A 21,836-nucleotide genomic window follows, 5' to 3' on the forward strand; every position below is an offset into this window, starting at 1 on the left:
GGGTGACGGTAACTCATTAGCCAACTCTCGTCCCGTTTCGGGGTTAAGCGTGTCGCTCCGGGGAATCGAAAACGGCGAAAGCGAGACCGGTAAACCGAAAAGAGCCGGCTTACAGCTGGTCGATGACAGCCTCAGCGACGGCGTCGACGACGGCTCTGCGGGCACCCGAGAGGAACTCGACGCGATTCTGTCGGATCCCGACCGCGGTTACGCCGCCTTCGGGAACGGCTGCACTCGCATCTGCCGCAGCGGCGCGGACGTCGACGTCGTCCGAAGTCCGGACGAACAGTTCGTCCGTGGCGTAGACGACGGTTGCCGCGCGACTCTCGTCGGCGTTCCGGTGGAGCGCATCCGCGAGCAGCGACGTCGGCGGGAAGTCGTACTTGTGACTGTAGGAATCGGCGTCGAGGACAGCAACCTCTCTCCCGTCGATCTCACGGTATTCGAGGTTTGCCTCCGCCGTCTCGACCTCGTCGTCGAGTTTGATCCGGAACTGTTCGGAGACGTGGCCGGCGAGTCCGCCGTCGTCATCGAACAGGAGGTCGGTGATGAGTTCGCGTTTGTCCTGGTAGGACTGGTAGTACGCTTCCAGGGCGATGGCCTCACGCAGTTCGCGGGTTCGATCGGCGTCGTACCCGGATTCGGCGGCGAGTTCGGCGTACACCGTCGGCGTCTCCGTCCAGTAGCTCACCGCGGGGAGGTGGGCGAACTCCGCCCGATCGTCGGCATTGACGGCCGCCCCGAGATTCGCGCCCAGGGCGCCCGTCGAGAGGTCGCCGGCGGCGACGTCGGTGAGGCTCGGCGAGACGACGACGCTCGCCTCGTCGACGATTTCGGTATCGACCGTCTCGGCGTCGACGACGATGCGGGAGGCGCCGTAGACCCCGAGCAGGCCGAGACCGTCCAGCGAGTCTGTGGTCCCGCCAACCCCGACGAGAACCACGAGCGGGAGTTTCTCGTCGTGGCGCTCCGAGTCCTGGAGCATCCGCGTGACGTCGCTCGTGGCAGCGTCCATCCCGTAGACAGGGTCGTCGAGGGGCCGGCGCGTGAAGAAGTGGTACTCGGCGTCCGCGCGGGCGTGTTCCTCGCGGATCAACGGCAGCGTCGCGCGCTCGATGGCTGCGCCGGCCACGTATCCGTCCGCTGTGGCAGCGTGTCGGACCACGATCGGCCGCGACTGCAGCACGGCAGTCCGGATCGCCTCGGCGGCGTCGGTGAGTTGATCGGTGACGGCGGCCACCGCGTCGTGGTCGCCGAGCGGTTCGACCTCGTCGGGGCGTGCCTTCTCCGAGAGCGCGTCTGCGAGTCGCGTCTCGACAGTCTCGGCCTCGTCGCCCTCGAGTGGAGTCAGGTCTTCGGTTTCGACCTGGAGTTCACCGCGGCGCATCTCGACTTCGCCGTCGAGGCGCACGATGTCTCCCTCTTCGACGTCAGGGTACGCGCGGACGCCCGCTTCGACGAACGCGGCACAGTCGACGACTGCCGTTTCGTCGCGAATCTCGAATATCGTCGGGCCGCCGGTCTGTCGGGCACCGACGACCTCGCCTTCGATCCGAACCAGGTCGTCGACACGGTCGCCCAGCGAATCGACCGAAACGCGCTCGGGTTCGACGTCGGCCTCGCGCTCCTGCGACTGTGGTTCGTCGCTTTCGTCGCTTTCGTCGCTCACAGCGGACTCGGCATCGGCCGCCTCCGTCTCGAACTCGAATCCGTCATCGTCAGCCTCGGCGTCGCCGCTCGTGGTCACCGCTTCCGTTTGCTCTCCGTTGGTGGCCGGAGCAACAGAGGCTGACGTCGTATCGTCGTCGCCGGTATCGGAGCTGGTCGACGGGGACTGGCTCCGCGACTTCGTCGAGACGCCCTTCGGCGTCTTCTTGACGGGCTTCGGTCCGCTATCGTCCTCCTCGCTTTCGATCGGTTCGCCGTCGGCGTCACCGTTGGGATCGTGAACGCGCGCCCCGCGGAACTCCGATTCTGACTGGCGGATCGACCAGCCGAGATCGATGTTCCCGTTGTCTCTGACGTTCTTTACCTGGACGAACACTGTATCTCCGGATTCCCAATCGAGCGTCTCGAGGCGGCGATCGAGTTCGCTACGGTGGAGCAGGCCGGTGACTCCCCGCGCGAGGTCGACAAACACACCGAACTCCGCGAAACCGTCCACAGTTCCCTTGTAATAGCGACCGGGCGTGAGCTGCTCGGGCGAATTGCCCCTGAAATCGAACCAAACGTCCTCGTCGTGCGTAATCCAATCCATTGGGTGTATCAAATATGCCACGCCTAAAACGGTTGTCGAATCCCGCTCGTCAGTTGCACAGGGGTTCCAGACGTGTCAGATCAGTCCAATCGATCGGATGAGATCCTCAAACGCAGGAATACCGCCGAAGACGGTGCCGAAGAGTAACGTCGCCGGCACGGTCGCAGCGATCAGGGCTCGCAGCGTCGTGGTCTCGTGTACTTCTCGCAGACCGACCACAAGCAGCGCACCCGCATAGAGGGTAACGACGACCCGGAGTGCGGGTGACGGAATGCCGGCGATTACACAGGGTGCGGCGGCGTAGGCGATCACCTGCACCGTTTCGGAGACGCCGCCCCGATCCGGAACTGTTACGATCAGAATAATCGTCTGCAGTGCCGCCGTCAGGTGGAGCGTTCCGGGAGCAATCAGCAGGGCGACTGCGACGAGTGAAATCCCCGCGGAGACCGCCGAGCCACCGGCGAGATTCGGGATCCGTTCGGGGGTGAAGGCGAAGAGACCGGTCACGTATACGGTGGCGACGACGACTGCGAAGACCAGTCCTGGAGCCTGATCCCCGGGGGCGACGCCGTTCCTGAAGAACTGCCGCGGGCGGACTAACACTTCGATCCACGCACGGAGGAGCCCGCGTGGACCACGTTCTCGGCCGCCTTCGGGGTTCTCGACCCAGGTTGTCACGGCTTCCGCCCCCTCATCCTCGCCGGACCGAATGGCAGTTCCGGCAGCGCGCTTCGTAGGACTCGTCGGCGCCGACGACGATAGTGGGTTCGTCGGCGTGAGCGGGCTCACCCTCTACGAGTCGCTGGTTCCGGGTCGCCGGCTCCCCACACACCGAACAGATCGCCTGCAGTTTGTCGACGTACTCCGCGACGGCCATCAACTGCGGCAGTGGCTCGAACGGCTCCCCCCGGTAGGTCTGGTCGATCCCGGAGACCAGAACCCGGCGGCCGTCGTCGGCGAGCTGCTGACAGACGTCGACCAACTCGCGGCCGAAGAAATTGGCTTCGTCGACGGCGACGACGTCTTCGCCGTTCAGCCCCTCGCGGATCTGCCAGACGCCCTCGCCCTCGCTGGGGACGACGTCCGCTTCCCACTGACGCCCCACGTGCGAGCCGACGGAGGTGTCGCCGTACCGGTCGTCGACGGCGGGTTTGAACACGGCGATCTCCTGCCCCGCGATTTCAGCGCGCCGGAGGCGTCGGAGAATCTCCTCGGTCTTGCCGGAGAACATCGAGCCGGTGACGACCTCGATCCACCCGCTGTTCGTAATAGCGTGCATACGATGTCAGACCGCGACCGAGGGGCAAAACCGTTGTTCATTCGCGGTCAGTCGGCCCCGGTACGCAGCATTGCCAGCGGCGACTCTCATCCGTCTGCCCCCACGTTTTCGTCGGCTTCGAACGTCGAGGGGTCGGGCTCGATCCGGGCGTACTGGACCACGCGGCGCCCAAGAATCCGAACTCGTTCGTCGAGTCCCTCGTCGACGATCCCCGCTTCGTCGAACTGCGCGGAGACGTTCGGCAACGCCGCCTGATGGGGAAGCACCCACGCGTCGAGAGCGCGGCAGACCGACCGGAGATGCTCTAGGGCCGCGACCGGAAATCCTCCGCCGGCAACCGCGAGGAGTCCGACGGTCTTGCCCTCGAACTCGTCGAAACCGCAGTAGTCCAGGGCGTTCTTGAGAACCCCAGAATACGAGCCGTGATACATCGGCGTTCCGAGCAGGACGGCATCAGCCTCCCGGATCCGACGGACGACTGCGACGCTGTCACCGGGGCGTTCCTCGTCCGCGTCGAACGGCGGCAGCCGGTACTGTCTGAGATCCAGCACTTCGCCGGTCCCGCCCGCCGCACGCACTCCGTCGAGCGCGCGTGTGAGTGCACGTCGCGTGTAACTCCCGTCGCGCAGGCTGCCACAGACGGCAACGACGTGAATGCTCTCTGAAGTCGTTGTCTCCGACATACCCGTCCGTCGAACCGATCCGTCAATAATCCACCGTCGACTATGAGGCCGGTGGGTGTGGGTACCGAGATACTCGCGGTACTGACGAACTACGAGCGCCAAACGTTTTTGTGTGATTCCGAGGCAGACGGCCTGTGATCTGAAGAGTGGCCGCGACGGTCAGGGCGGGTGTGTGGCGCGCCGTCGCGGCAATCTGGGTAATGCGCCGCCTGTCAGCCTCCGAGACTCCCAGTAGCGGTCCGAAAGGCGATCACCGGTTACTCGCTCCGGACCGTCCGCCGCCGGTCGGCGATCAGATCGAACGCGTCGTTCGTGTCCCCGAGAACGAACAGCGCGTAATAGCGGAAGTACGTCTTCACCGGAACGGCGACGAGCAGCCCGATCACCAGCAGTCCGAGCACGAACAGAGCCGCCACGAGCGCGATCACCGCCCAGCCGATAATCTCCGCGACGCCGAGCAGACCGACGCCGACGGCGGCGACGATGCCGAGCGGGATCCCGATCGCAATCGCGCCCAGGACGGTCCCGATTCCGGTCAGGATGCCGGCGACGATTCCGAGGACGAAACGGAGCACCACGTACGCGGCGTACTGCTTCCAGTGTTCCGTGAGCGTGGGCCAAAATCGGCGCCAGGCCGACAGGAGCCGTCGATCCTCGACGATCATCACCGGAACGACAAAGACCGTCGTGAATCCGTCGACGAGACTGCTCACAAGGAGCACCACGAGAAAGACGGGGAGTGCCACCACCAAGAGGGCAATCGAGAGACCCCCATCACCGAAGACGACCGGGCTCAGGACAGCGACCGCGAGGGCGCCGAACGTCCCCAGGGTGAGCACCCCTAGGAGGATTCGAAATCCGAAGAGGCGCACGCCCTGCCGCCATCGTCGACGCCAGTACTCACGGATCGTCACCGACTCCTGGCGGAGTGACTCGAACAGCACGAACTCCATCACCGAGCCGACGAAGGCGAATCCGAGCACCAGTAGCAAAACCACTCCAAAAACGGCGGCGATCACGGCCAGTTCCGGCCCGCCGATGGAGGAGACGGCATCCGCCGGGTTGGAAACGCTCGGCGCCTCGGGACTCGTTCCCCCGGGCGAACCGCCGCTGAACTGAAAGCCGGGAAAGCCGCCGGCGCCGCCGACGAAAAAGACGATCAGCGCCAGCCGCCCCCATCGCCCGCGGTCGAATGGCCAGAGGAACGCTCGCGTCGCGTCGACGGCGTCGTCGATGGCCTCGACGGCGTGGAGGCTCATCGATTTCGCCTCCGGGAGAACCGCTCATCGAGCGGTTCGGTCTGCTTTCGTCGCTGTTCGCGGGGGGAGGGACCAACCAGGGGCATCGATCTGTGCTACTTGTCACAGATCAAATAATACTTGTGATCCGATCTGCCTCACCGCTCCGCAGATCGATAAAGCAGGTCGTACTGGTGAGCGACGTAGAACAGCTCCCCGGTTGCGAGCTGTTCCCGCCGTGTCGCGAGCCACGAGTCGAACCCTTGGACGGGTCGATCAGCCGCCGAAACTGCCTCCTCGACGAATCCCAGAATTCGGGAGAGGAAGTGACGCTCGTCGGCCGGATATTCGGATCCGTGCGGTCGGACCACCCAGTCGGAACTCGCCATCGCGAGGAGGTCGCCGTCGCGGTCGTTCAGGCGTTCCGCGAGGTGGCGACCGGCGCGGACGTCCCGGCCGGACCGAGCGTCGATCGCCTCGTGATACGCACGCTCGACGGCATCGTCCCCGGGGAGCGCCGGCCCGAATATCGTGCCGCCGTCGAACGTGATCGGGAAATACGCCAGTCCGCCGGGATGGAGTGCGGACCCGACGGCCGGAACGAGTCGCGAGAGCGAAACCAGGTCCGCGAACGCCCCCGCGATCACCAGGTCGACATCAGTGGCGTCGTCCAGTGCAGCCAGTGCATCGCCCACCTCGAAGCGAACCGAGAGATCTGCGACCGTGAAATCGGCGTCGGGAGCAGCCAGCCCGACCTCGACACCATCGTCGGCGTATCGAAGCGTCTTCGGCCGGACGTCGCGGGCAAAGGCGACGACCCCCTCGTCGGTATCGACACCGCGGTACTGTCCCGCGTCGACGCCCCACGAACGGAGTCGGGGCACGGATACTCCCGTTCCGCATCCGACTTCGAGGACGCGGGGATCGGCAGGAAGCGTCTCCAGGAGCCGATTTCGCACCCGTCGGGAGAGCGCGCGGTCGTCGACCGAGCGTTTCGCCTCCAGGTACCGCGGTCGCGCGTGCGTCATTCGTCGTGGCCGTCGGTATCGAGCCGGCGAGTGTGACTCGCCCACGAGACGTCGTCTTCCCAGATCCGAACGGTGAGACGCCTCGGTGTCGGGTCCTCGAGCGCCGCTGCGACGCGGTCGCCGAACAGCCGCGCGAAGTGCTCGATACTCGGATTCAACCCCTCGAACTCCGGCAGATCGTTGAGCAGCGTGTCCCGGTAGCGCGCTTCGAGGTCGTCCAGAATCCTCTCGACGGCGTCGATATCGACCAGATAGCCGTACTCGCCGAGCTCCGGGCCGGCGAAGCGCAACTCCACTGTGAAGTGGTGGCTGTTGACTTCCCCTTCCGGTCCGGGATCCGGGACGGTGAGGAAATGCTGTGCGATGAACTCTCTCGTGACGGTCAGTTCGTAGGTGTCGGTCGGATGGGTCATCGTGTGTTACGCGCGGGAAGCGCGGTTGTATTTGTCGCCACCATCTGTTCAGGAGTACGTGAGCAGGACCTGTAGGACGTCGTCGTCACGCTCGTCGAGCAGTCGGTACGCCTCCGGCGCTTCGGAAAACGGGAACCGGTGGGTAACGAGCGATCCGACGTCCAGGTCTCGAAGTCGATTCACTGCGGTCTCGGCACGGCGCGATCTGGTCCACCTGCCACGCGATTCGGGGGCGAGTGTGCTCACCTGGCTAGACTCAAGCGAGATCCGGTCCCGGTGAAACGACGTCCCGAGATCGAGCATCGCGGGTTTCTCGCCGTACCACGATCCGACGATCACGCGGCCGTCGTAGCCAGTTGCGCCGATAGCGTCGTCCAAGGTCGCCGGGTGCCCGGAGAGTTCATACACCAGGTCGGCGCCGTCGCAGTCGCCGGCACTCGATTCGAGCACGTCGTCGAGTGCATCGGGCGGGACGGCGACGTCGGCGCCCATCTCACGGGCGTGCTCCCGGCGATTCGAGAGCGGTTCGACCGCAATCAGGCGAGCCAGCGGGAACGACGAGAGGATGCCGATCGTACAGAGTCCGACGACGCCGGCCCCGAAGACGACGATTTCCTCGCCGACCCGCGGGCGACCGTCCAGGACGAGCGACGTCGCCGTCTCGACGGATGGAAACAGGGACATCTCCTCGGGACTGACCGATTCCGGAACGGGAATCAGCGTCTCGGGATCGGCCGAAAATCGCGTCTGATGCGGTTGGAAGGCGAACACGGTCCGCCCCTGCCACCGGTCGTCGACCGCGCTTCCGGTCGAGACGACGTCGCCGACGGCGGCGTAGCCGTAGGCGACCGGAAACGAGAGGTCGCCGTCGAGTGCCTCGAGCGTCTCGTCGGCTGGGAGATCCGTCGGGGCTTCGCCCCGGTACACGAGCAACTCCGTGCCGGCGCTGATGGCAGATACGCGGGTTTCGACGACGACCTCCTCGACCTCCGGTTCCAGCGGCGTCGATTTGATCGCGGCCTCGGTTTCACCAGTGAAGTAGAGCGAATTCCGGTTCATTCCTTGGTACGAGCGAACGGATACCGATAGACGATAGAGAATCTACTATCCTAAGTGATTATCATACTGTCGGCCAATCCCGCTACGCTCCCAACGAACGGAATAATTTAACCGGTGCTGCCAGTACCGCTGGCTGTGAGCGTGACACCCGCTTCGATCGCTGCGTTCGCGTTCCTCCCGGCGGAGTGGATAGACCAGCAGTACGCGCTGGTGTTGTTCGCCGGAATCCTGCTGGCCGGCATCGGCACGCTGGTCGTGTTTCTCCTCGGCGTCGTCGCGTACCGGCGTCGGCGCGAGTTCCACTACCTCCTGATCACGCTGGCGCTGGGAGCGCTAGTCGTTCGTACAGGGGTCGGCCTCGCCACGGCGTACGGACTCCTTCCGATGACGATCCATCACCTCCTCAGCCACTCGCTGGATTTCCTCGTGGCGGTACTGGTCCTGTATGCGGTCTATCACACTCGGTGAGACACTGTCAGTGAGACACAGCCGAATCCCAGCGACTGGGAATCAACAACCGGGGTTTGTTCACTCGGCCGCTAATATCGGTAGCAGTCCCACAGCGCAAACCACCCTCTCAGCTATGCATCCTCAGCGCCAGCGGATCGAGACCTACGTTGCGGAGCACCCAGGAGCGCACTTCAGTGAACTATCCCGCGAACTGGACCTCGCAACCGGTCAGGTGCAGTACCACGTCCGGAAGCTCGTTCGCGGCGACGCGCTCGCCCGAAAGCGACTGTACGGCCGAACGCATTTCTACCCGCCCAGTTACGACGAGTGGCAACGGAGCGCACTCGCGTTGTTGTGCCGGGAGACGGCGCGGGAAATTCTCTTTGTCCTCCTGGAAGAGGGTCCGGCACATCCGGACGACGTCGCGGACGACGTCGGCATCGCACGCGCCACGGTCGAATATCACGTCGATCGGCTCCGCGAGCAGGACCTCATCGACAAGGAGTACGGTGAGGGGAACCGAGTCACACTCTCGGTTTCGGACCCGGAGGCGACTGCAGACCTGTTAGCTGCTATCGAGCCATCGTTGCCGGACCGGCTCATCGATCGCTTCGTGGTCTTGGTCGACGACCTCTTCGCTGACTGACGACCGCGGGTCACCAGGTGGCCCGAGAGGGCGGGGCCCTCACCGGAGCGGTTGGTAGTGTGGAATCCCGAACAGGTGCGGAGCCGCAATCCCGAACAGTCGGAGGCCGGTGAACAACGTGTGAGCCCCCAGAACGACGAAGACGGCCCCGAGTGCCCGGTGGACGAGGCGACGGTTTTGCGTCCCCAGTGACTGAAACAGTGTCCCGTAGAGAAACACCCCCGGAAAGGTTCCGACGCCGAGTGCCGCCAGCGAGATTGCGCCGGACGAGGGATCGGCTCTGCCGAACGCATACAGGAACGCCGGATAGAGCAGCGGACACGGCAGGAAACCGTGGACGAAGCCGAGGGCGAAGATCCGCTTGGACCCGACCCACTCGTCGATCCGCGGTGACAGCACCGCGTGGACACGCTGGAACACCCGATCGACCAGGGGGAGCCCGCCGAGACGGCGCGTCCCGCCGCCAGACAGGTATCCGAGGCCGGCGGCGATGATCGCGACCCCGACAGCGATACCGGCGGTGGCGCGAATCGCGTCTCCGAACGGGAGCGAGGTCCTCGCCGACGTGAACAGGAGCGCGCCCACGAGCCCGAACACGGCTCCGAGGATCGTGTAGATCGCTATCCGGCCTGCGTTGAAAAGGAGGTGCTGTCGGACGGCGAACAGTGTCAGGAAGTCGCCGTGGCGAGCGGCCGGGCCGTCGGTATCGTCTTCCATTCGGTCAGCGTACAGGGATACGAGCGGTCCACACATCCCGAGACAGTGGCCCGTCCCGAACAGTCCTACGAGGACGAAGAGTCCGAGTTCGACCGTTCGAGTCGTCGGAGTTGCGCCCGGGGCGACACAGGTACCGCCGGCCTGCAATACGGGTCCCACCGTCACGCCTGAAGCACCGTCTCGAGTGCGGACCACACGCGGGTTCCCTTCGGATCGTCGCCGGTGTAGGCACGCTCCACGTAGCCCTCGGCGTTGACGACCAGGAGGAGGCCGAGATGGTTGTACATATACATACTGCTGTCGGTAGCGCCGGTCTTCTCGAACGTGACGCCGTATCGTTCCTCGACGACCTCCTTCGCGTGCTCGTGGTCGTCAGGCCGGAGGAAATACCAGTTGCCCGCGTCGAGGTCGACATTCATCATCTCCGCGTACTCGCGGAGGCGCTCTGCGTCGTCGCGCGCCGGGTCGAACGTCACGGGCAGGAACGTCACCTGATCCCCGTACCCTCCTTCAATTGCGTTCGTCTGCACCTTCCGCATCGATGAGATCAGAAACGGACAGACCGTGTTGCAGTGGCTGTAGAAGAACGTCATCACCACCGCCGTCTCCAGATCGCCGACGGAGACGGTCCGATCGGCGATCGCGGCTGGAAGCGTGGCGTCCGGCAGCTTTTCGCCGTACGCCGGATACGGCAGGTTCGCGCTTCGAGTCGGCTGCGTCTCCGGCTTTCCCAGGACGGTGTGCTGCGAACCGTCGCCGAGGACGGCCCCGACGCTGCCGAGACACCCTGCAGATGCTGCGAGCCCTGATCCCGCTGCCGTCGTGAGAAACGTGCGTCGTCGCATCGTCCGAACGTAGGTAGTTTCAGGGCAAATGCCGTCTGGTACGTCTCTCGAACGCTGCTGTGGACGGGAGAGAATACGTGTGAGCAGAAGTAGGGCCGCAATCAGCCACGCCTAAAAAGGCTTACCGCAGCGGAGTAGCCACGATCACCAGAGCATAGCGCTCGCAAGCGTCAGACCGGCTGCGGTCCAGCCGAAAAGCGCCAACACACCGACCGACGGTGCGACGGCGGCAGTCCCAGCGGTCGCCGCGTCTAAGACAGTTGCGAAGACCAGGCCCCGGTAGGCGCCGCCGGGGCCGAGAACCACGGCAGTGGGAAGCATCTCTGTCCCGAGCAGTCCCAGTCGCAACGCCGCAAGCGCGAGGGCGTCGGCGCCAGTCGCGGATACCGCCCAGAAACCGAGCGACAGGCCCACGGCCCCTTTGGCGCTCGTGGCCACTGCCGACACCGCGAGTGCCAGCGCCAGGGCACAGAGTGCGAGCAACGTCGCGACAGCGACGAAACGGAGGAAAAGCAGTGGGGAGTCGGCGCCGCGCTGTGCCGCGTACAGCGGGTTCACCCCATCACCGGAGAGCAACACCAAACACAGCGCCGGCAGCGCCGCGGCAGCGACACCGAGCGCGAGGACCGCTCCCCGACCGATGAAGGTTCCGAGGACGACCGATCCGCGCGAGACGGGGAGGGTCGAGTGGATCGGGAGTTCGCCCCGCTTCCGATCGGCGACGAAAACTCGGTATCCGATCGCATAGGCGATCAAGGGGACCAGGAGTTCGACGGGCGTCAGCAGGTCGACGACCGTCGGCGCGAACCCGGCGGCGTGGCCCTCGCCGATCCAGGTGAATCCCAGAAGGATCGCCGCGAGTCCGCCAAACAGAACGACGGTCCCGCTGCTGCGTGTCGTAGTCTTGAGTTCCCGACGGGCGACGGCAACGACGTGTCGAACGTCGAGCGGATTCACGATCGGACACCCCCTGTCGAGTCATCGTCGCGGTCTTCACGACCGCTTCGGACCGTGATTTCGCCGTCGACAGCGCGGTCGTATGCGGTTGCAAACGCGGCGTCCCGTATCGGCAGTTGCCGATCGAGGCGAAGTCGACCGCGGTCGAGGAGAAGCGCCCGATCGGCAACCTCTTCGACGGCAGGCAAGTCGTGTGTCGCGATGACGACGCTGCGGTCATCTGTCGCCAGCGAGTGACACTGGTCGAAAACGCGCCGAGTCATCGTCCGGTCGAGGCCGCTTGTCGGTTCGTCGAGGACGAGCAATTCGGGGTCGCCGGCCGCGGCGACAGCGACCCCCAGCAATCGACGCATTCCGCCGGAAAGAGCTCTCACCCGACGGTTCGCGACTGCCCCGAGACCGACCTGGTCGACGAGCGTCTTCGGGGTCGGGCCTGTCCCGGCGAGGCGATCGTAATACGCCACCGTTTCTACGACCGTCAGATCCGCCCGCGGATGGAACGACTGCGGGAGGTATCCAACCGGGTGGATATCTCCGGTCGCAGGGTATTTTACAGTCCCACTCGTCGGCGTTGCGACGCCCGCGAGGGTCTGCAGCAGCGTCGATTTGCCGCCGCCGTTCGGACCGACGACAGCAACGACCGTCCCTGCCTCGATAGCGAGTGACAGTCCCCGCAGGACTGATACTGGTCCGTACTCGTAGTCGATATCCGTCGCCGACACGACTGGATTCTCCGTCATAGTGCTATGTGTTCATCTGCTGTTCGTGATTGCGCCAGGGCGATCGAACAGTTCGCACCGGCGGTGCGGGCGAGAGTCAATCGGTCGGGATTGACTGGGCGGGGTTCCGGGTGTCGATCGACGATTCCGCCGCTCCGCATCCCCGGTACGGTACCGCGAAGTTCGCGCAGCGCGACGACTGCCGGTGCATTCGACAGGAGCTCGGCGCCCGGGTCACCCAGGCGGCTATCGACCGGGTTCGTCGGGCGATACTGTCGGTCTCTCGTGTCGGGGACTGCGTCCGTCCGCGACCAGTAGTTCCCCTCCCGGCCGCCGGACCAGACACGCAGTGAACCGCCGGTGGCAGTCGCCGGGCGGCCGTTGCCGAGGAAATCGTTGCCGATCACCCGGTTTGAGGCCACGATCGACGCCGCATCGGCGCCGACGTCGTTCCGAACAAGGACATTGTGCCGGTAGAGCGACTGTCGCGTGCCGATCTCCAGGCCTACGTCGTTCGCCACGAGGCGGTTCCGCGCGACGTACGAGTCAGTCCCGGCGGTGACGATACCGTGACTCGACTGCCGAACGTCGTTGCCGATGAGGACGTTGCCGGTGGGCCGCGTCATTACCACGAGCCCGGTCTCCGCCCGGCGGGCAGCGTTGTCCGCCAGCAGGCTCTCGGAAGTGAACATCAGGTGGACGCCGAACCGGAGGTCGCACATCCGACTGTCCCGCACGACGAGTCCGTCGGAGCGGTGAGCGTAGACACCGTCGAGGGTCCCCACGACGGTGGCGTTCCGGACGATGGCGTCCGCTGCTCCCATCGCCATCACTCCCATATACCCGTCGCCGTCCGGTGCGGTCCCGTGGACAGTCAAGTTCTCGACGAGGCTTCGCTCCGTCTCGCGTAACAGCACCCCGTTCGAGGGCGTCCGGATCGAAACGTCAGCGACGACGACCGAACTGGTGTTCACCGCTGCAACGCCGGCATCCCCGCGTCCGTAGGTCCCCCTGACGTGACCGTCCCACTCTTCGGTGTCCGCATCGATGTCGATCCGAGCGGTACCGACGTCATCGATTGCGAGGTCAGTGACGGCGACGCGGTCGCTCCTGACAGTCACAGCGGTCCCGTTGCCGCCCGCGGAGAGGGTGGTGGCTGGGCCCGCGCCGCGGAGCGTTATCGGCCGGTCGATCTCGACGCGCTCGTGATACGTGCCAGGTGGGACGTACACTGTCGTGTTCGGTGGCGCCCTGTCGACTGCGGTCCCGATATCGGGAGCATCGACCCCGACGACCACCGAGACCGGGCGCTCTGCGAGGGGAGAGAGTGTAGTGGCCGTTCGATTCGCAGTTTGCTGGCGGACTGCGACGGTTTCCTCCCACGAGCCCTCGCCGATCGGCCCGTCGACCCGTTCCCGGACGGTCTCCCACTGCCAGACCGCGACCTGGGCGTCGACGCGACCGGCGAACTGCTGGGCAGCGCTCCTGTCGCTGAAGGGGACCAGGACCCGCCGGGTGGTCGCGTCCTGCGAGGAGACGGCGACGAAACTGGCCGCCTCGACGGCGACCCAATCGGGGCGACCGTCGCTGGGAATCGGATACCCGGCTTCGCTCACCGCCGGGTCGGTGCCGGCGAAGTCGCTGACGAAGACGCCGAGCGGCGGCCCGAACTGCTGTCGATGCCCTTCGCGACCGAGCGCCGCGACGAGCGATCCCACTCCGTAGTAGCCCACGACCGTCTCGAACTGCGCGTAGGACACCTGAGCCTTCGGAACCACGGCGCCGTCGGCCTGTGTAGTCCGCACTGTCTCCGCGGTCAGGCCGGATTTCGCCGTCGAGCCGAAGGGGACCGGCTGTGGCTCCCGCGTGGCATCGACGGCGAAGGCCCCACCGTACACAGCCGCGAGCAGGAGACACGACACCAGGACGGCGGCGCCCCACTGCATCGAATCACTCGAAGAAGCTCCCGCGATACTGCTCTGCGAGGTCGCGATCGAAGTCGCCGAAGGCTGCGAGGTCGTCTTCGGTCAGGTCGTCGTACTCCTCGACGTAGGCCATCGCATCCGAGCGGGTATCGAACGCGAGCGGATTGATCCGCATCGGGTCGTCGACGCGCTCGGAGTCCATCTCCAGTACGTACGTCGCCGCCTGCCCGTCGATCCACTCCGTGGTGTCGTGGTCGTGGACGAACGCCGCGGCGATCGTGGCATCCGCGTGCGAGTCCGAGAAGTGGCCGGGATCGGCCACGAACGCAGCGAGACAACCGTTCGAGCAGAAGAACTGTGGTTCGGCGGATTCGTACTGCGCCTGGGCGTTGTAGTCCGGGAACTTCGCCGGCATCATATTACAGACCGCACAGGAGGCGTCTTCGGGAACCGAAAGCGGGTCCAGGGAGGCCTTCTCGGTCTCCGTCGGTGTTTCGGTCTCGGTCTCCGTCGGTGTGGCCGTCTCAGTCGGTGTGGCCGTCGCAGATTCGGTCTCCGCTCCGCCTCCGTTGTCACCGCCTGTACACCCCGCTACTGCCACCGCGAGTAACGAACTGCCGATTCCGAGTGTACGACGACGCGTCAGGCCGTCCGAATCAGGTGTTCCGGACATATGCGGACGTTGGCGCCACACCGTCAAAGCCGGTCTGGTAGGATTCTCGAAGACTGCGTGGGGTTCGTTCGCATATTTTCGCCCCCGATGCTTCGATATGGTATTCCGCTGATACAGAATGCTCGCCGGATTATTAATTCTATCCCCTTAATTTATCATTTCTTGTGATCAACCACCGGAAAGATAGCAGCTGAATTAATAAACACGGAGGCATTTGGTTTAAATAAGCAACCACTATGACGACAGCAGATTCCGGGCCGCAGGAAGACAGAAGGCCGGAGCGTCGGGAGCGCGGCGACGACGGCGATCGCGACGCCGCGGCGTCGTTCGACGTGCCGGATATGGACTGTCCGACCTGTGCCGGGAAAGTCGAGAGCGCGCTCGACCGCGTCGAGGGGATTCGCTCTCGCGAGACCAGACCGACGACAGGTCGCGTGACGGTCTCCTACGACGAGGAACGCGTCTCACAGGAGGATCTCGTGAACGCGATCGAGGATGCCGGGTATACTCCCGTGGGAGGCGAAGACGAGGACGCCGCCCCGGAGATGGCCGACGGACGGGAGATCTGGACGAGCAAACGCGGGATCAAGACGTGGATCAGCGGCGCGTTCCTCGCTGTCGGTCTCGCAGTCGAGTTCCTGCTGGTCGCCTGGAACGCACCCGTCGGGAGCCTGCTGGGCACCGAACTCTTCGTGGCCGACGCGCTGTTTCTACTCGCGGTCGCGAGCGGCGGACAGGCGATTCTCCGGGACGGCTACTACTCGGCGCGCAACCTGAACCTCGACATCGACTTCCTGATGTCGGTCGCGATCCTCGGCGCGTTGCTCGCAAGCGTCGGCTTCGGCGAGGCGCTGTACTTCGAGGCGGCGACGCTCGCGTTCCTGTTCAGCGTCGCCGAACTACTCGAAGACGAGGCGATGGACCGGGCGCGAAACTCGATGCGGGAGCTGATGGATCTCTCGCCGAACGAGGCGACGATCAAGCGTGGCGGCGACGAGGAGACGGTTCCCGTCGCTGCGGTGACGCCCGGCGACGTCGTGGTCGTCCGCCCGGGCGAAAAGATCCCGATGGACGGCGAGGTGATCGAGGGCGAGAGCGCGGTCAACCAGGCACCGATCACGGGCGAGAGCGTGCCCGTCGACAAGACCGTCGGCGACGAGGTGTACGCCGGGACGATCAACGAGGGTGGCTATCTGGAGATCCGTGTCACCGCGACGGCGAGCGACAACACCCTCTCGCGGATCGTCGAGCTAGTCGAGGACGCCGGCGCAAAACAGACCGAACGCGAGCAGTTCGTCGAGCGGTTCGCGTCGTACTACACGCCGGTCGTGGTCGCCTTCGCCATCCTCGTCACGCTCGGCACGCCGTTCGTCTTCGGCGTCGGATGGCCAACCGCGGTCGTCTACGGGCTGACGCTTCTCGTTTTGGCCTGCCCTTGCGCGTTCGTCATCTCGACGCCGGTCTCCGTCGTTTCCGGAATTACGAGCGCCGCGAAGAACGGCGTCCTCATCAAGGGCGGGAAACACCTGGAGGCGATGGGCGCTGTCGACGCCGTCGCCTTTGACAAGACCGGCACGCTGACCACCGGCGAACTGGCCGTGACGGACGTCGTCCCGCTGAACGGGAACACCGAGGCCGACGTGCTCCGCTGTGCCCGCGGCCTCGAACAGCGCAGCGAACACCCGGTCGGCGAGGCGATCGTGGCCGCCGCCGCCGACGCGGGAATCGACGGTGTCGACGAGGTCGCGGAATTCGAGAGTCTGACCGGGAAGGGCGTCCGCGCGGATCTCGGCGGCACGCCGCACCTTGCGGGCAAGCCGGGCCTGTTCGAGGAGTTCGGATTCGACCTCTCGCACGTCCACGCCACGACCGACGGCGGGGTCGTGACGAAGACGGCGCGCCGCCTCTGTGAGCGGAACAACTGCCTGGATCTCCTCGACGACACCGTCCCGGAGCTTCAGGCGGAGGGTAAGACGGTGATCCTCGTCGGGACCGAAGACGAACTGGAGGGCGTCATCGCGGTCGCCGACGAGGTCAGACCGGAAGCCGAGCGGACGATCGCCCGGCTGAAGGACCTCGGCGTCGAGCGGACGGTGATGCTCACCGGCGACAACGAGCGGACCGCCCGAGCGATCGCCGAGCGGGTCGGCGTCGACGAGTTCCGCGCGGAACTGCTTCCCGAAGAGAAGGTGGCGGCACTCCGGGAACTCGTCGAGGAGTCGCCGGACGATGGCGGGGTCGCGATGGTGGGCGACGGCGTCAACGACGCCCCTGCGCTCGCGACGGCGACGGTCGGCATCGCGATGGGCGCGGCGGGGACGGATACCGCACTCGAAACCGCCGACGTCGCGCTGATGGCCGACGACCTCTCGAAGCTCCCCTACCTCTACGAACTCGCCCACGACGCAAACGGCGTCATCAGACAGAACATCTGGGCGAGTCTGGGAATCAAAGCGCTGCTTGCGATCGGTGTTCCCTTCGGCCTGGTACCGATCTGGTTGGCCGTCCTGGCGGGTGACGCCGGGATGACCATCGGCGTGACCGGCAACGCGATGCGACTGTCGCGGGTGCGGCCCGACGATACAACTCAAACGAGTGTTTGAGTCACGCTCAGGTTTTTGCTCGATCGAGTGCGAACGTCTGTCAATGCACCGTCGCCGACTCCTCTCGGTCTTCGCCCTCGGAAGCGCCGGTTTTGCCGGTTGTGCGGCCCCGACAGATTCATCGACCACCACGTCCGGCTCGATAACGAACGGTTCACCAGGTAAACCGACCGCTGAGAAGTCGGATACGACTGGGACGGAAAGAGGGGATGGTCCGATCGTCGATGTCGGGATCGAAACGTCGAGATATTTCCTCTACGCGGACGAACTGATCCCCGACGAGCGGGTGATCGATCCCGACGATATCGTGACCGCTACCGAACTCGATCCATCCTTTCGGGACGTGCTCGAAACCGCGCGGGAGGACGGCTACGAGGTCGACGAGGTATCCGAGTCCGTGCTGGAGAGTGTCGATCGGTTCCGCGATCACGGAATCGGCTATCGGTTCCAACCGTACGTCGAACTGGCGGGCACCCCCATCTCGTTCGACCCCACAGTCCCGACCGTCCGGGCGCGATTGGCGTCGAGCGACGCCGATGAGGCCGATCCTGGTCGCACAGTTCGTCAAGGAGACATCGATAGCTTCGCCGACCCGGTTCGAGAGCTCGTCCGAACGATGGGAGCGTTCAGTGCGCAGGCACCCCGCGACGAGTACCGGATCTCGGTGCTGCCTGCGGGAATCGAGGAGTTTCTGGACGAATACGACTACATCGAAGATTCGGTCGGCATCAGTCGGATCGAAGCCGAGCGGATCGATCCAGGGCCGCCGTACACGATTTCTGTCCGAGAGCTGACCGAAGAGGACCTCTGGGGACATCCTGTCGTCGCGTGGGAATCGATTCCAGACCCGGTGAGACGACTACTGACCCGGACAATCGAATCGGATCGACGCGCACCCGCGCTGCCGCCGGAGTGGTCCGAATACCGAACTGACGAAGTTCCGGAGGCATTCTGGGAGCGACTTCAGGGTGAGAAGGGCGTTTCCGACCGCCCGTACGTGAAGTTCGAGGGCAGGATGTACAGCGTTCGTGCCCAGGAGACCAGACAGGGAAAACTCCCGGTCGAACTGACCGCCTCGACAGCGGCGGATGTGGATGACCCGGCGATAGTCGTCAGGCTCAGCCCGTCCACTGCAGGGGATCATCCGCCGCTCGACGACGGTCTCGAACTCGAAGCGAGAGGTGCCGTGCCGAGCGTCCTCTGGCTCCAGAGCCCGACGGGCCGTCGGCTGCTTCCGAGCGACGCGTACGAAAGTGTCAGCTGGGAACCGGCCGAAGCGGACTCGGTCGATCGGCGGATCCGGAACATCGATCGGGCGTCGGTGTCAGGAGACGACGCGCTCTCGACGACGTATCGGATTCCCGATGCGGTCCCCGCCGGGACGTACCGGAGTTGGGGCCGGTTCACCGTCTCCTGGACGAACGCGGACACCGGACAGGGGTATCCGCAGATGGAGTTCCCGTTCGCGGTGCGGATCGACGTTCGCCGGTGACTACTTCCATCAGTCGGGACGCGATGAACCCCGTCACTCGACTCGCAGCCTGACAGTGATCCCGTCCGGGTCGGTGAACGCGATCCCACCGCTCAAGTCGCTGACGGAGACATCGCTTTTCCCCAGTCGGTCTCGAATCGCCTGCACCGCGTCTGCACCCGGAACCACTACCTCGAACCACGCGAGGCCGCGAGCGGACGCCGGTTCCGAGTGCCCGTTCCAGGTGTTGATGCCGAGGTGGTGATGGTAGCCGCCGGCCGATACAAAGAGCGCGGCGCCGGCGTCCATCTGGATCTCGAAGCCGAGTGTATCGACGTAGAAATCCCGCGCGTTGCCGATGGCGGTCGCTTCGAGGTGGACGTGGCCGAGCGTCGTTTCCGGCGGTACGCTGGTCGCGCCGTCCGACTCGGCGGTGAGCGAGTCGAGATCCAGGGGCAGCGTCGCCATCTCGACAGTCCCGTCGGCGGAGCGAGGCCACCGGTCCCGCGGCAAGTCCCGATAAATTTCGACGCCGTTGTCCTCGGGATCCGAGAGATACAGCGCCTCGCTCACCCGGTGGTCTGAGGCGCCGTCCAGTTGCCAGTGGGTTCGGATCCGTTCCACGGCGTCGCCCAGCGCCGCCCGAGACGGGACCCGGAAGGCATTGTGAAAGAGGCCGGCTGCGTCGGGATCCCGTTGCGCGGCGTCCGTCCGTTCCAAGACGAGCAGCGACGTTCCGTCGACGCCCAGTGTCGCGGTCTCCGGGGTCTGCTCTTGCACCGCGAGACCGACGACCGATCGATAGAATTCCGTCAACGCCTCGAGGTCGGCCACGCGAAGCGCCGTCCGACCGAGGCGCGTCCCGTCGGGCAACGTGGGCGAATCAGCTGGGTGGTCCATTCGTTGGCTGCACTGACGTCGGGAGAGCTATTCAATGACCAAGGTTTCGCCGTCAGAGCACGTCGAGAACGACTATCGAGAGGTAAAGCTGGCCGACGCCCGCGACGATGAGAAGGACGCCGGCGGCCTGCTTCAGTCGGCCGGAATAGCGGCCGACGTTCCGCCACTCCGTGACGCCCGCATCGGTGAGCAACGTCACGCCGACCAGCGGGAGCGCGACCGCGCCGGCGTAGGTCCCGAGGACAGCCAGCCCCCGCCCGGTCGACAACGCCGACGCCTGCGCGATCACCCCGAGAAACACCGGCACCACACAGCCGGCCGCTGCGACGGCGTACACGGCGCCGAAGATTCCGAATCCGAGGAGCGACTCCGGCCGTTCCGGCAGCGGGATCGTCGGTGCGGTCTTGCCGGCAAGCACCGCCACGCCGAAAACGACGAGCGCGGCGCCGATGAGTGGCTCGAACAGGGGCAGAATGGACGTCAGCCGGGTTCCAAGGGCGAACGCGAGTGCCGCCACGCCGCCGAGCGTGACGATCGCGCCCGCCGCGGCTGCCGCGCCGGAGACGAGTGCCGGCTGTTCGCTGTTCTGCTTGAGGTAATAGCCCACGTAGCCGGGCAGCAACGGGAACGCACACGGCGCGAAGAACGTCGCGATTCCCGCGCCGGCGGCGAATCCCAGCGTCCCGAGGAAGGCAGCGGAGGTCACGACTCGTCGAGCACCCGATCTAGTTTCGGGCGCAGGGTCTCGGCGGGTGACAGTCCCGCGTCTTGCCACCTGATTTCGCCGGATGCGTCGGCGATCGCGTGGTACGGAACTCCGCCGGCGCCCAGCGCCGCCATCAGATCGCTTTCCGGGTCGACGCCGACCGTCCACTCGCCGTGGTGCCGACGCCACCACGAGCGGATGTCGTCCGCGGTGAACGTGCCGCCGAGCCGCTCGTTCGTGATCGAGATGAACGTGACGCGGTCGCCGTACTCTTCGTAGAGGGTCGATAGCTCGTTCATCTGTTCTTTGCACGGGGCACACCACGTCGCGAAGAGGTCGATCAGCGTCGGTTGTCCCTGCTGTGGAACCGAGGCCACACCCGCTTCAGACCCCCGTGCGTCGATCGTCTTCACTTCCAGCGGGAGCCTGTCGGACTCCCCCAGCGGGAGTCCTGAGAAACCTCCACGGAGTGCCATCACGCTCGCGCCGGTGATACCGAGGCCGCCGAGAGCGGTCAGCAGCCGGCGTCGGTTCATCGGTTCCTCACCGTATCGAGATCCGCGATGATCCGTTCCGTGTCCGGCGAATCAGTCCGGTACGCCCGCTCGATGTATCCGTCGCCGTTGACGAGGTAGGTCATCGGCGTGTGAGCGAACATGCACATATCCATATCCTCGGGGTGTGTGCGCTCGAAGGTCACGCCGAACTGCTCTGAAACAGTCGCTTTCGCCCGTTCGGGTGATTCGGGCCTGAGGAAGGTCCAGTTGCCGGCGTCGAGAGCGACGTTCATCTGCTCCGCGTACGCCGTCAGGCGTTCGGCGTCGTCGCGTTCGGGGTCGAACGTGACCGGGAGGAACCTGACCGATTCTGCATACCCTTCCTCGATAGCGTGCGCCTGGACGTTCCGCATCGCGCTGATCAACACTGGACAGACGGTCTGACAGTGGCTGTAAAAGAAGGTGAGAAGGGACGGCCGCTCCACGGATCGGACCGAAATCTCACCCCCTTCGATCGGTGCGGGGAGCGTCACGTCGGGAACGCGCTGTCCCCAGGCGGGATAGGGCAGTTCCTCGCTCGTGTACTGCCGGTCCGGTTCAGCGAGCGCGACGTCAGGGTTCCCGTTGCCCACGCCGAGACAGCCCGCACTCCCGATCAGACCGGCTGAGACAGCGCCGCGGAGAAATGTCCGTCTGTGCATACCTGTTGTATTGTATCATATATGCACGGCTATAAGGGATGTGGTCGGTCTCGAAGAGTGAAAACGGAG

22 protein-coding genes are annotated in these 21,836 nt (G+C 65.3%); 4 read left to right on the forward strand and 18 right to left on the reverse strand.

Annotated elements, in window-relative coordinates; translation table 11 throughout:
- Positions 1 to 109: 109 nt before the first annotated feature.
- The 8 genes from RJT37_RS12070 to RJT37_RS12105 all read right to left on the reverse strand — a co-directional run bounded on the left by RJT37_RS12070 (position 110) and on the right by RJT37_RS12105 (position 7,957).
- Positions 110 to 2,257, reverse strand: a complete 2,148-nt coding sequence (locus RJT37_RS12070; protein ID WP_313684758.1) for an OB-fold nucleic acid binding domain-containing protein — start codon at positions 2,255 to 2,257, stop codon at positions 110 to 112.
- A gap of 75 nt (positions 2,258 to 2,332) precedes the next feature.
- Complete coding sequence (locus RJT37_RS12075; protein WP_313684759.1) at positions 2,333 to 2,935, reverse strand: YIP1 family protein; 603 nt, start codon at positions 2,933 to 2,935, stop codon at positions 2,333 to 2,335.
- 13 nt (positions 2,936 to 2,948) lie between these two features.
- Positions 2,949 to 3,536, reverse strand: a complete 588-nt coding sequence (locus RJT37_RS12080; RefSeq protein ID WP_313684760.1) for a thymidine kinase — start codon at positions 3,534 to 3,536, stop codon at positions 2,949 to 2,951.
- Between the two features lie 86 nt (positions 3,537 to 3,622).
- Complete coding sequence (locus RJT37_RS12085; protein WP_313684762.1) at positions 3,623 to 4,219, reverse strand: NADPH-dependent FMN reductase; 597 nt, start codon at positions 4,217 to 4,219, stop codon at positions 3,623 to 3,625.
- A gap of 257 nt (positions 4,220 to 4,476) precedes the next feature.
- A complete protein-coding gene (locus tag RJT37_RS12090; protein ID WP_313684764.1) occupies positions 4,477 to 5,478 on the reverse strand; it encodes a DUF7544 domain-containing protein in 1,002 nt (333 codons plus the stop codon).
- A gap of 137 nt (positions 5,479 to 5,615) precedes the next feature.
- The gene (locus RJT37_RS12095) at positions 5,616 to 6,485 is read right to left on the reverse strand and encodes a class I SAM-dependent methyltransferase (protein ID WP_313684765.1); all 870 of its coding nucleotides are present in this window, start codon (positions 6,483 to 6,485) and stop codon (positions 5,616 to 5,618) included.
- A complete protein-coding gene (locus tag RJT37_RS12100; RefSeq protein WP_313684766.1) occupies positions 6,482 to 6,898 on the reverse strand; it encodes a 6-pyruvoyl trahydropterin synthase family protein in 417 nt (138 codons plus the stop codon). Before RJT37_RS12100 ends, RJT37_RS12095 begins: the two co-directional genes overlap by 4 nt.
- 48 nt (positions 6,899 to 6,946) lie before the next feature.
- Entirely contained in the window at positions 6,947 to 7,957 is a 1,011-nt protein-coding gene (locus RJT37_RS12105; protein WP_313684768.1) for a zinc-dependent alcohol dehydrogenase, read from the reverse strand.
- A 135-nt stretch (positions 7,958 to 8,092) separates the two neighbouring features.
- Between RJT37_RS12105 and RJT37_RS12110 the strand changes: the two genes are divergently transcribed.
- Complete coding sequence (locus RJT37_RS12110) at positions 8,093 to 8,425, forward strand: DUF7471 family protein (protein WP_313684770.1); 333 nt, start codon at positions 8,093 to 8,095, stop codon at positions 8,423 to 8,425.
- A 115-nt stretch (positions 8,426 to 8,540) separates the two neighbouring features.
- Positions 8,541 to 9,053 (forward strand): winged helix-turn-helix transcriptional regulator, encoded by a 513-nt coding sequence (locus RJT37_RS12115; RefSeq protein ID WP_313684772.1) that lies wholly within the window; start codon positions 8,541 to 8,543, stop codon positions 9,051 to 9,053.
- Between the two features lie 39 nt (positions 9,054 to 9,092).
- Here RJT37_RS12115 and RJT37_RS12120 read toward each other — a convergent pair whose 3' ends face one another.
- From RJT37_RS12120 to RJT37_RS12145, 6 genes are all read right to left on the reverse strand, one after another.
- Positions 9,093 to 9,929 (reverse strand): sulfite exporter TauE/SafE family protein, encoded by an 837-nt coding sequence (locus RJT37_RS12120; protein WP_313684774.1) that lies wholly within the window; start codon positions 9,927 to 9,929, stop codon positions 9,093 to 9,095.
- Positions 9,930 to 9,931: 2 nt separating this feature from the next.
- The gene (locus RJT37_RS12125) at positions 9,932 to 10,615 is read right to left on the reverse strand and encodes an SCO family protein (protein ID WP_313684776.1); all 684 of its coding nucleotides are present in this window, start codon (positions 10,613 to 10,615) and stop codon (positions 9,932 to 9,934) included.
- Positions 10,616 to 10,759: 144 nt separating this feature from the next.
- Positions 10,760 to 11,572 carry an ABC transporter permease gene (locus tag RJT37_RS12130; RefSeq protein ID WP_313684778.1) on the reverse strand — a complete coding sequence of 271 codons (813 nt, stop codon included), beginning with the start codon at positions 11,570 to 11,572 and terminating at the stop codon, positions 10,760 to 10,762.
- The gene (locus RJT37_RS12135; protein ID WP_313684780.1) at positions 11,569 to 12,312 is read right to left on the reverse strand and encodes an ABC transporter ATP-binding protein; all 744 of its coding nucleotides are present in this window, start codon (positions 12,310 to 12,312) and stop codon (positions 11,569 to 11,571) included. Before RJT37_RS12135 ends, RJT37_RS12130 begins: the two co-directional genes overlap by 4 nt.
- Entirely contained in the window at positions 12,309 to 14,237 is a 1,929-nt protein-coding gene (locus RJT37_RS12140; RefSeq protein WP_313684782.1) for a NosD domain-containing protein, read from the reverse strand. The genes RJT37_RS12135 and RJT37_RS12140 overlap by 4 nt, the downstream gene beginning before the upstream one ends.
- A 4-nt stretch (positions 14,238 to 14,241) precedes the next feature.
- Entirely contained in the window at positions 14,242 to 14,889 is a 648-nt protein-coding gene (locus RJT37_RS12145; RefSeq protein ID WP_313684784.1) for a nitrous oxide reductase accessory protein NosL, read from the reverse strand.
- 236 nt (positions 14,890 to 15,125) lie between these two features.
- Between RJT37_RS12145 and RJT37_RS12150 the strand changes: the two genes are divergently transcribed.
- Together RJT37_RS12150 and RJT37_RS12155 are read left to right on the forward strand one after the other, a co-directional pair.
- The gene (locus tag RJT37_RS12150; protein ID WP_313684786.1) at positions 15,126 to 17,492 is read left to right on the forward strand and encodes a heavy metal translocating P-type ATPase; all 2,367 of its coding nucleotides are present in this window, start codon (positions 15,126 to 15,128) and stop codon (positions 17,490 to 17,492) included.
- Between the two features lie 43 nt (positions 17,493 to 17,535).
- Positions 17,536 to 18,984 (forward strand): hypothetical protein, encoded by a 1,449-nt coding sequence (locus RJT37_RS12155; RefSeq protein ID WP_313684788.1) that lies wholly within the window; start codon positions 17,536 to 17,538, stop codon positions 18,982 to 18,984.
- 33 nt (positions 18,985 to 19,017) lie between these two features.
- On the opposite strand, the gene RJT37_RS12160 is transcribed toward RJT37_RS12155, so the two are convergent.
- The 4 genes from RJT37_RS12160 to RJT37_RS12175 are packed head-to-tail and all read right to left on the reverse strand — an operon-like array spanning position 19,018 to position 21,767.
- Positions 19,018 to 19,863 carry a VOC family protein gene (locus RJT37_RS12160; RefSeq protein ID WP_313684790.1) on the reverse strand — a complete coding sequence of 282 codons (846 nt, stop codon included), beginning with the start codon at positions 19,861 to 19,863 and terminating at the stop codon, positions 19,018 to 19,020.
- Positions 19,864 to 19,915: 52 nt separating this feature from the next.
- Positions 19,916 to 20,569 carry a cytochrome c biogenesis CcdA family protein gene (locus tag RJT37_RS12165; RefSeq protein WP_313684792.1) on the reverse strand — a complete coding sequence of 218 codons (654 nt, stop codon included), beginning with the start codon at positions 20,567 to 20,569 and terminating at the stop codon, positions 19,916 to 19,918.
- Complete coding sequence (locus RJT37_RS12170) at positions 20,566 to 21,105, reverse strand: TlpA family protein disulfide reductase (protein WP_313684794.1); 540 nt, start codon at positions 21,103 to 21,105, stop codon at positions 20,566 to 20,568. The genes RJT37_RS12165 and RJT37_RS12170 overlap by 4 nt, the downstream gene beginning before the upstream one ends.
- Entirely contained in the window at positions 21,102 to 21,767 is a 666-nt protein-coding gene (locus RJT37_RS12175) for an SCO family protein (RefSeq protein WP_313684796.1), read from the reverse strand. The genes RJT37_RS12170 and RJT37_RS12175 overlap by 4 nt, the downstream gene beginning before the upstream one ends.
- Positions 21,768 to 21,836 lie beyond the last annotated feature (69 nt).

The organism is Halobellus marinus, from assembly GCF_032113415.1.
Lineage (GTDB): Archaea > Halobacteriota > Halobacteria > Halobacteriales > Haloferacaceae > Haloquadratum > Haloquadratum marinus.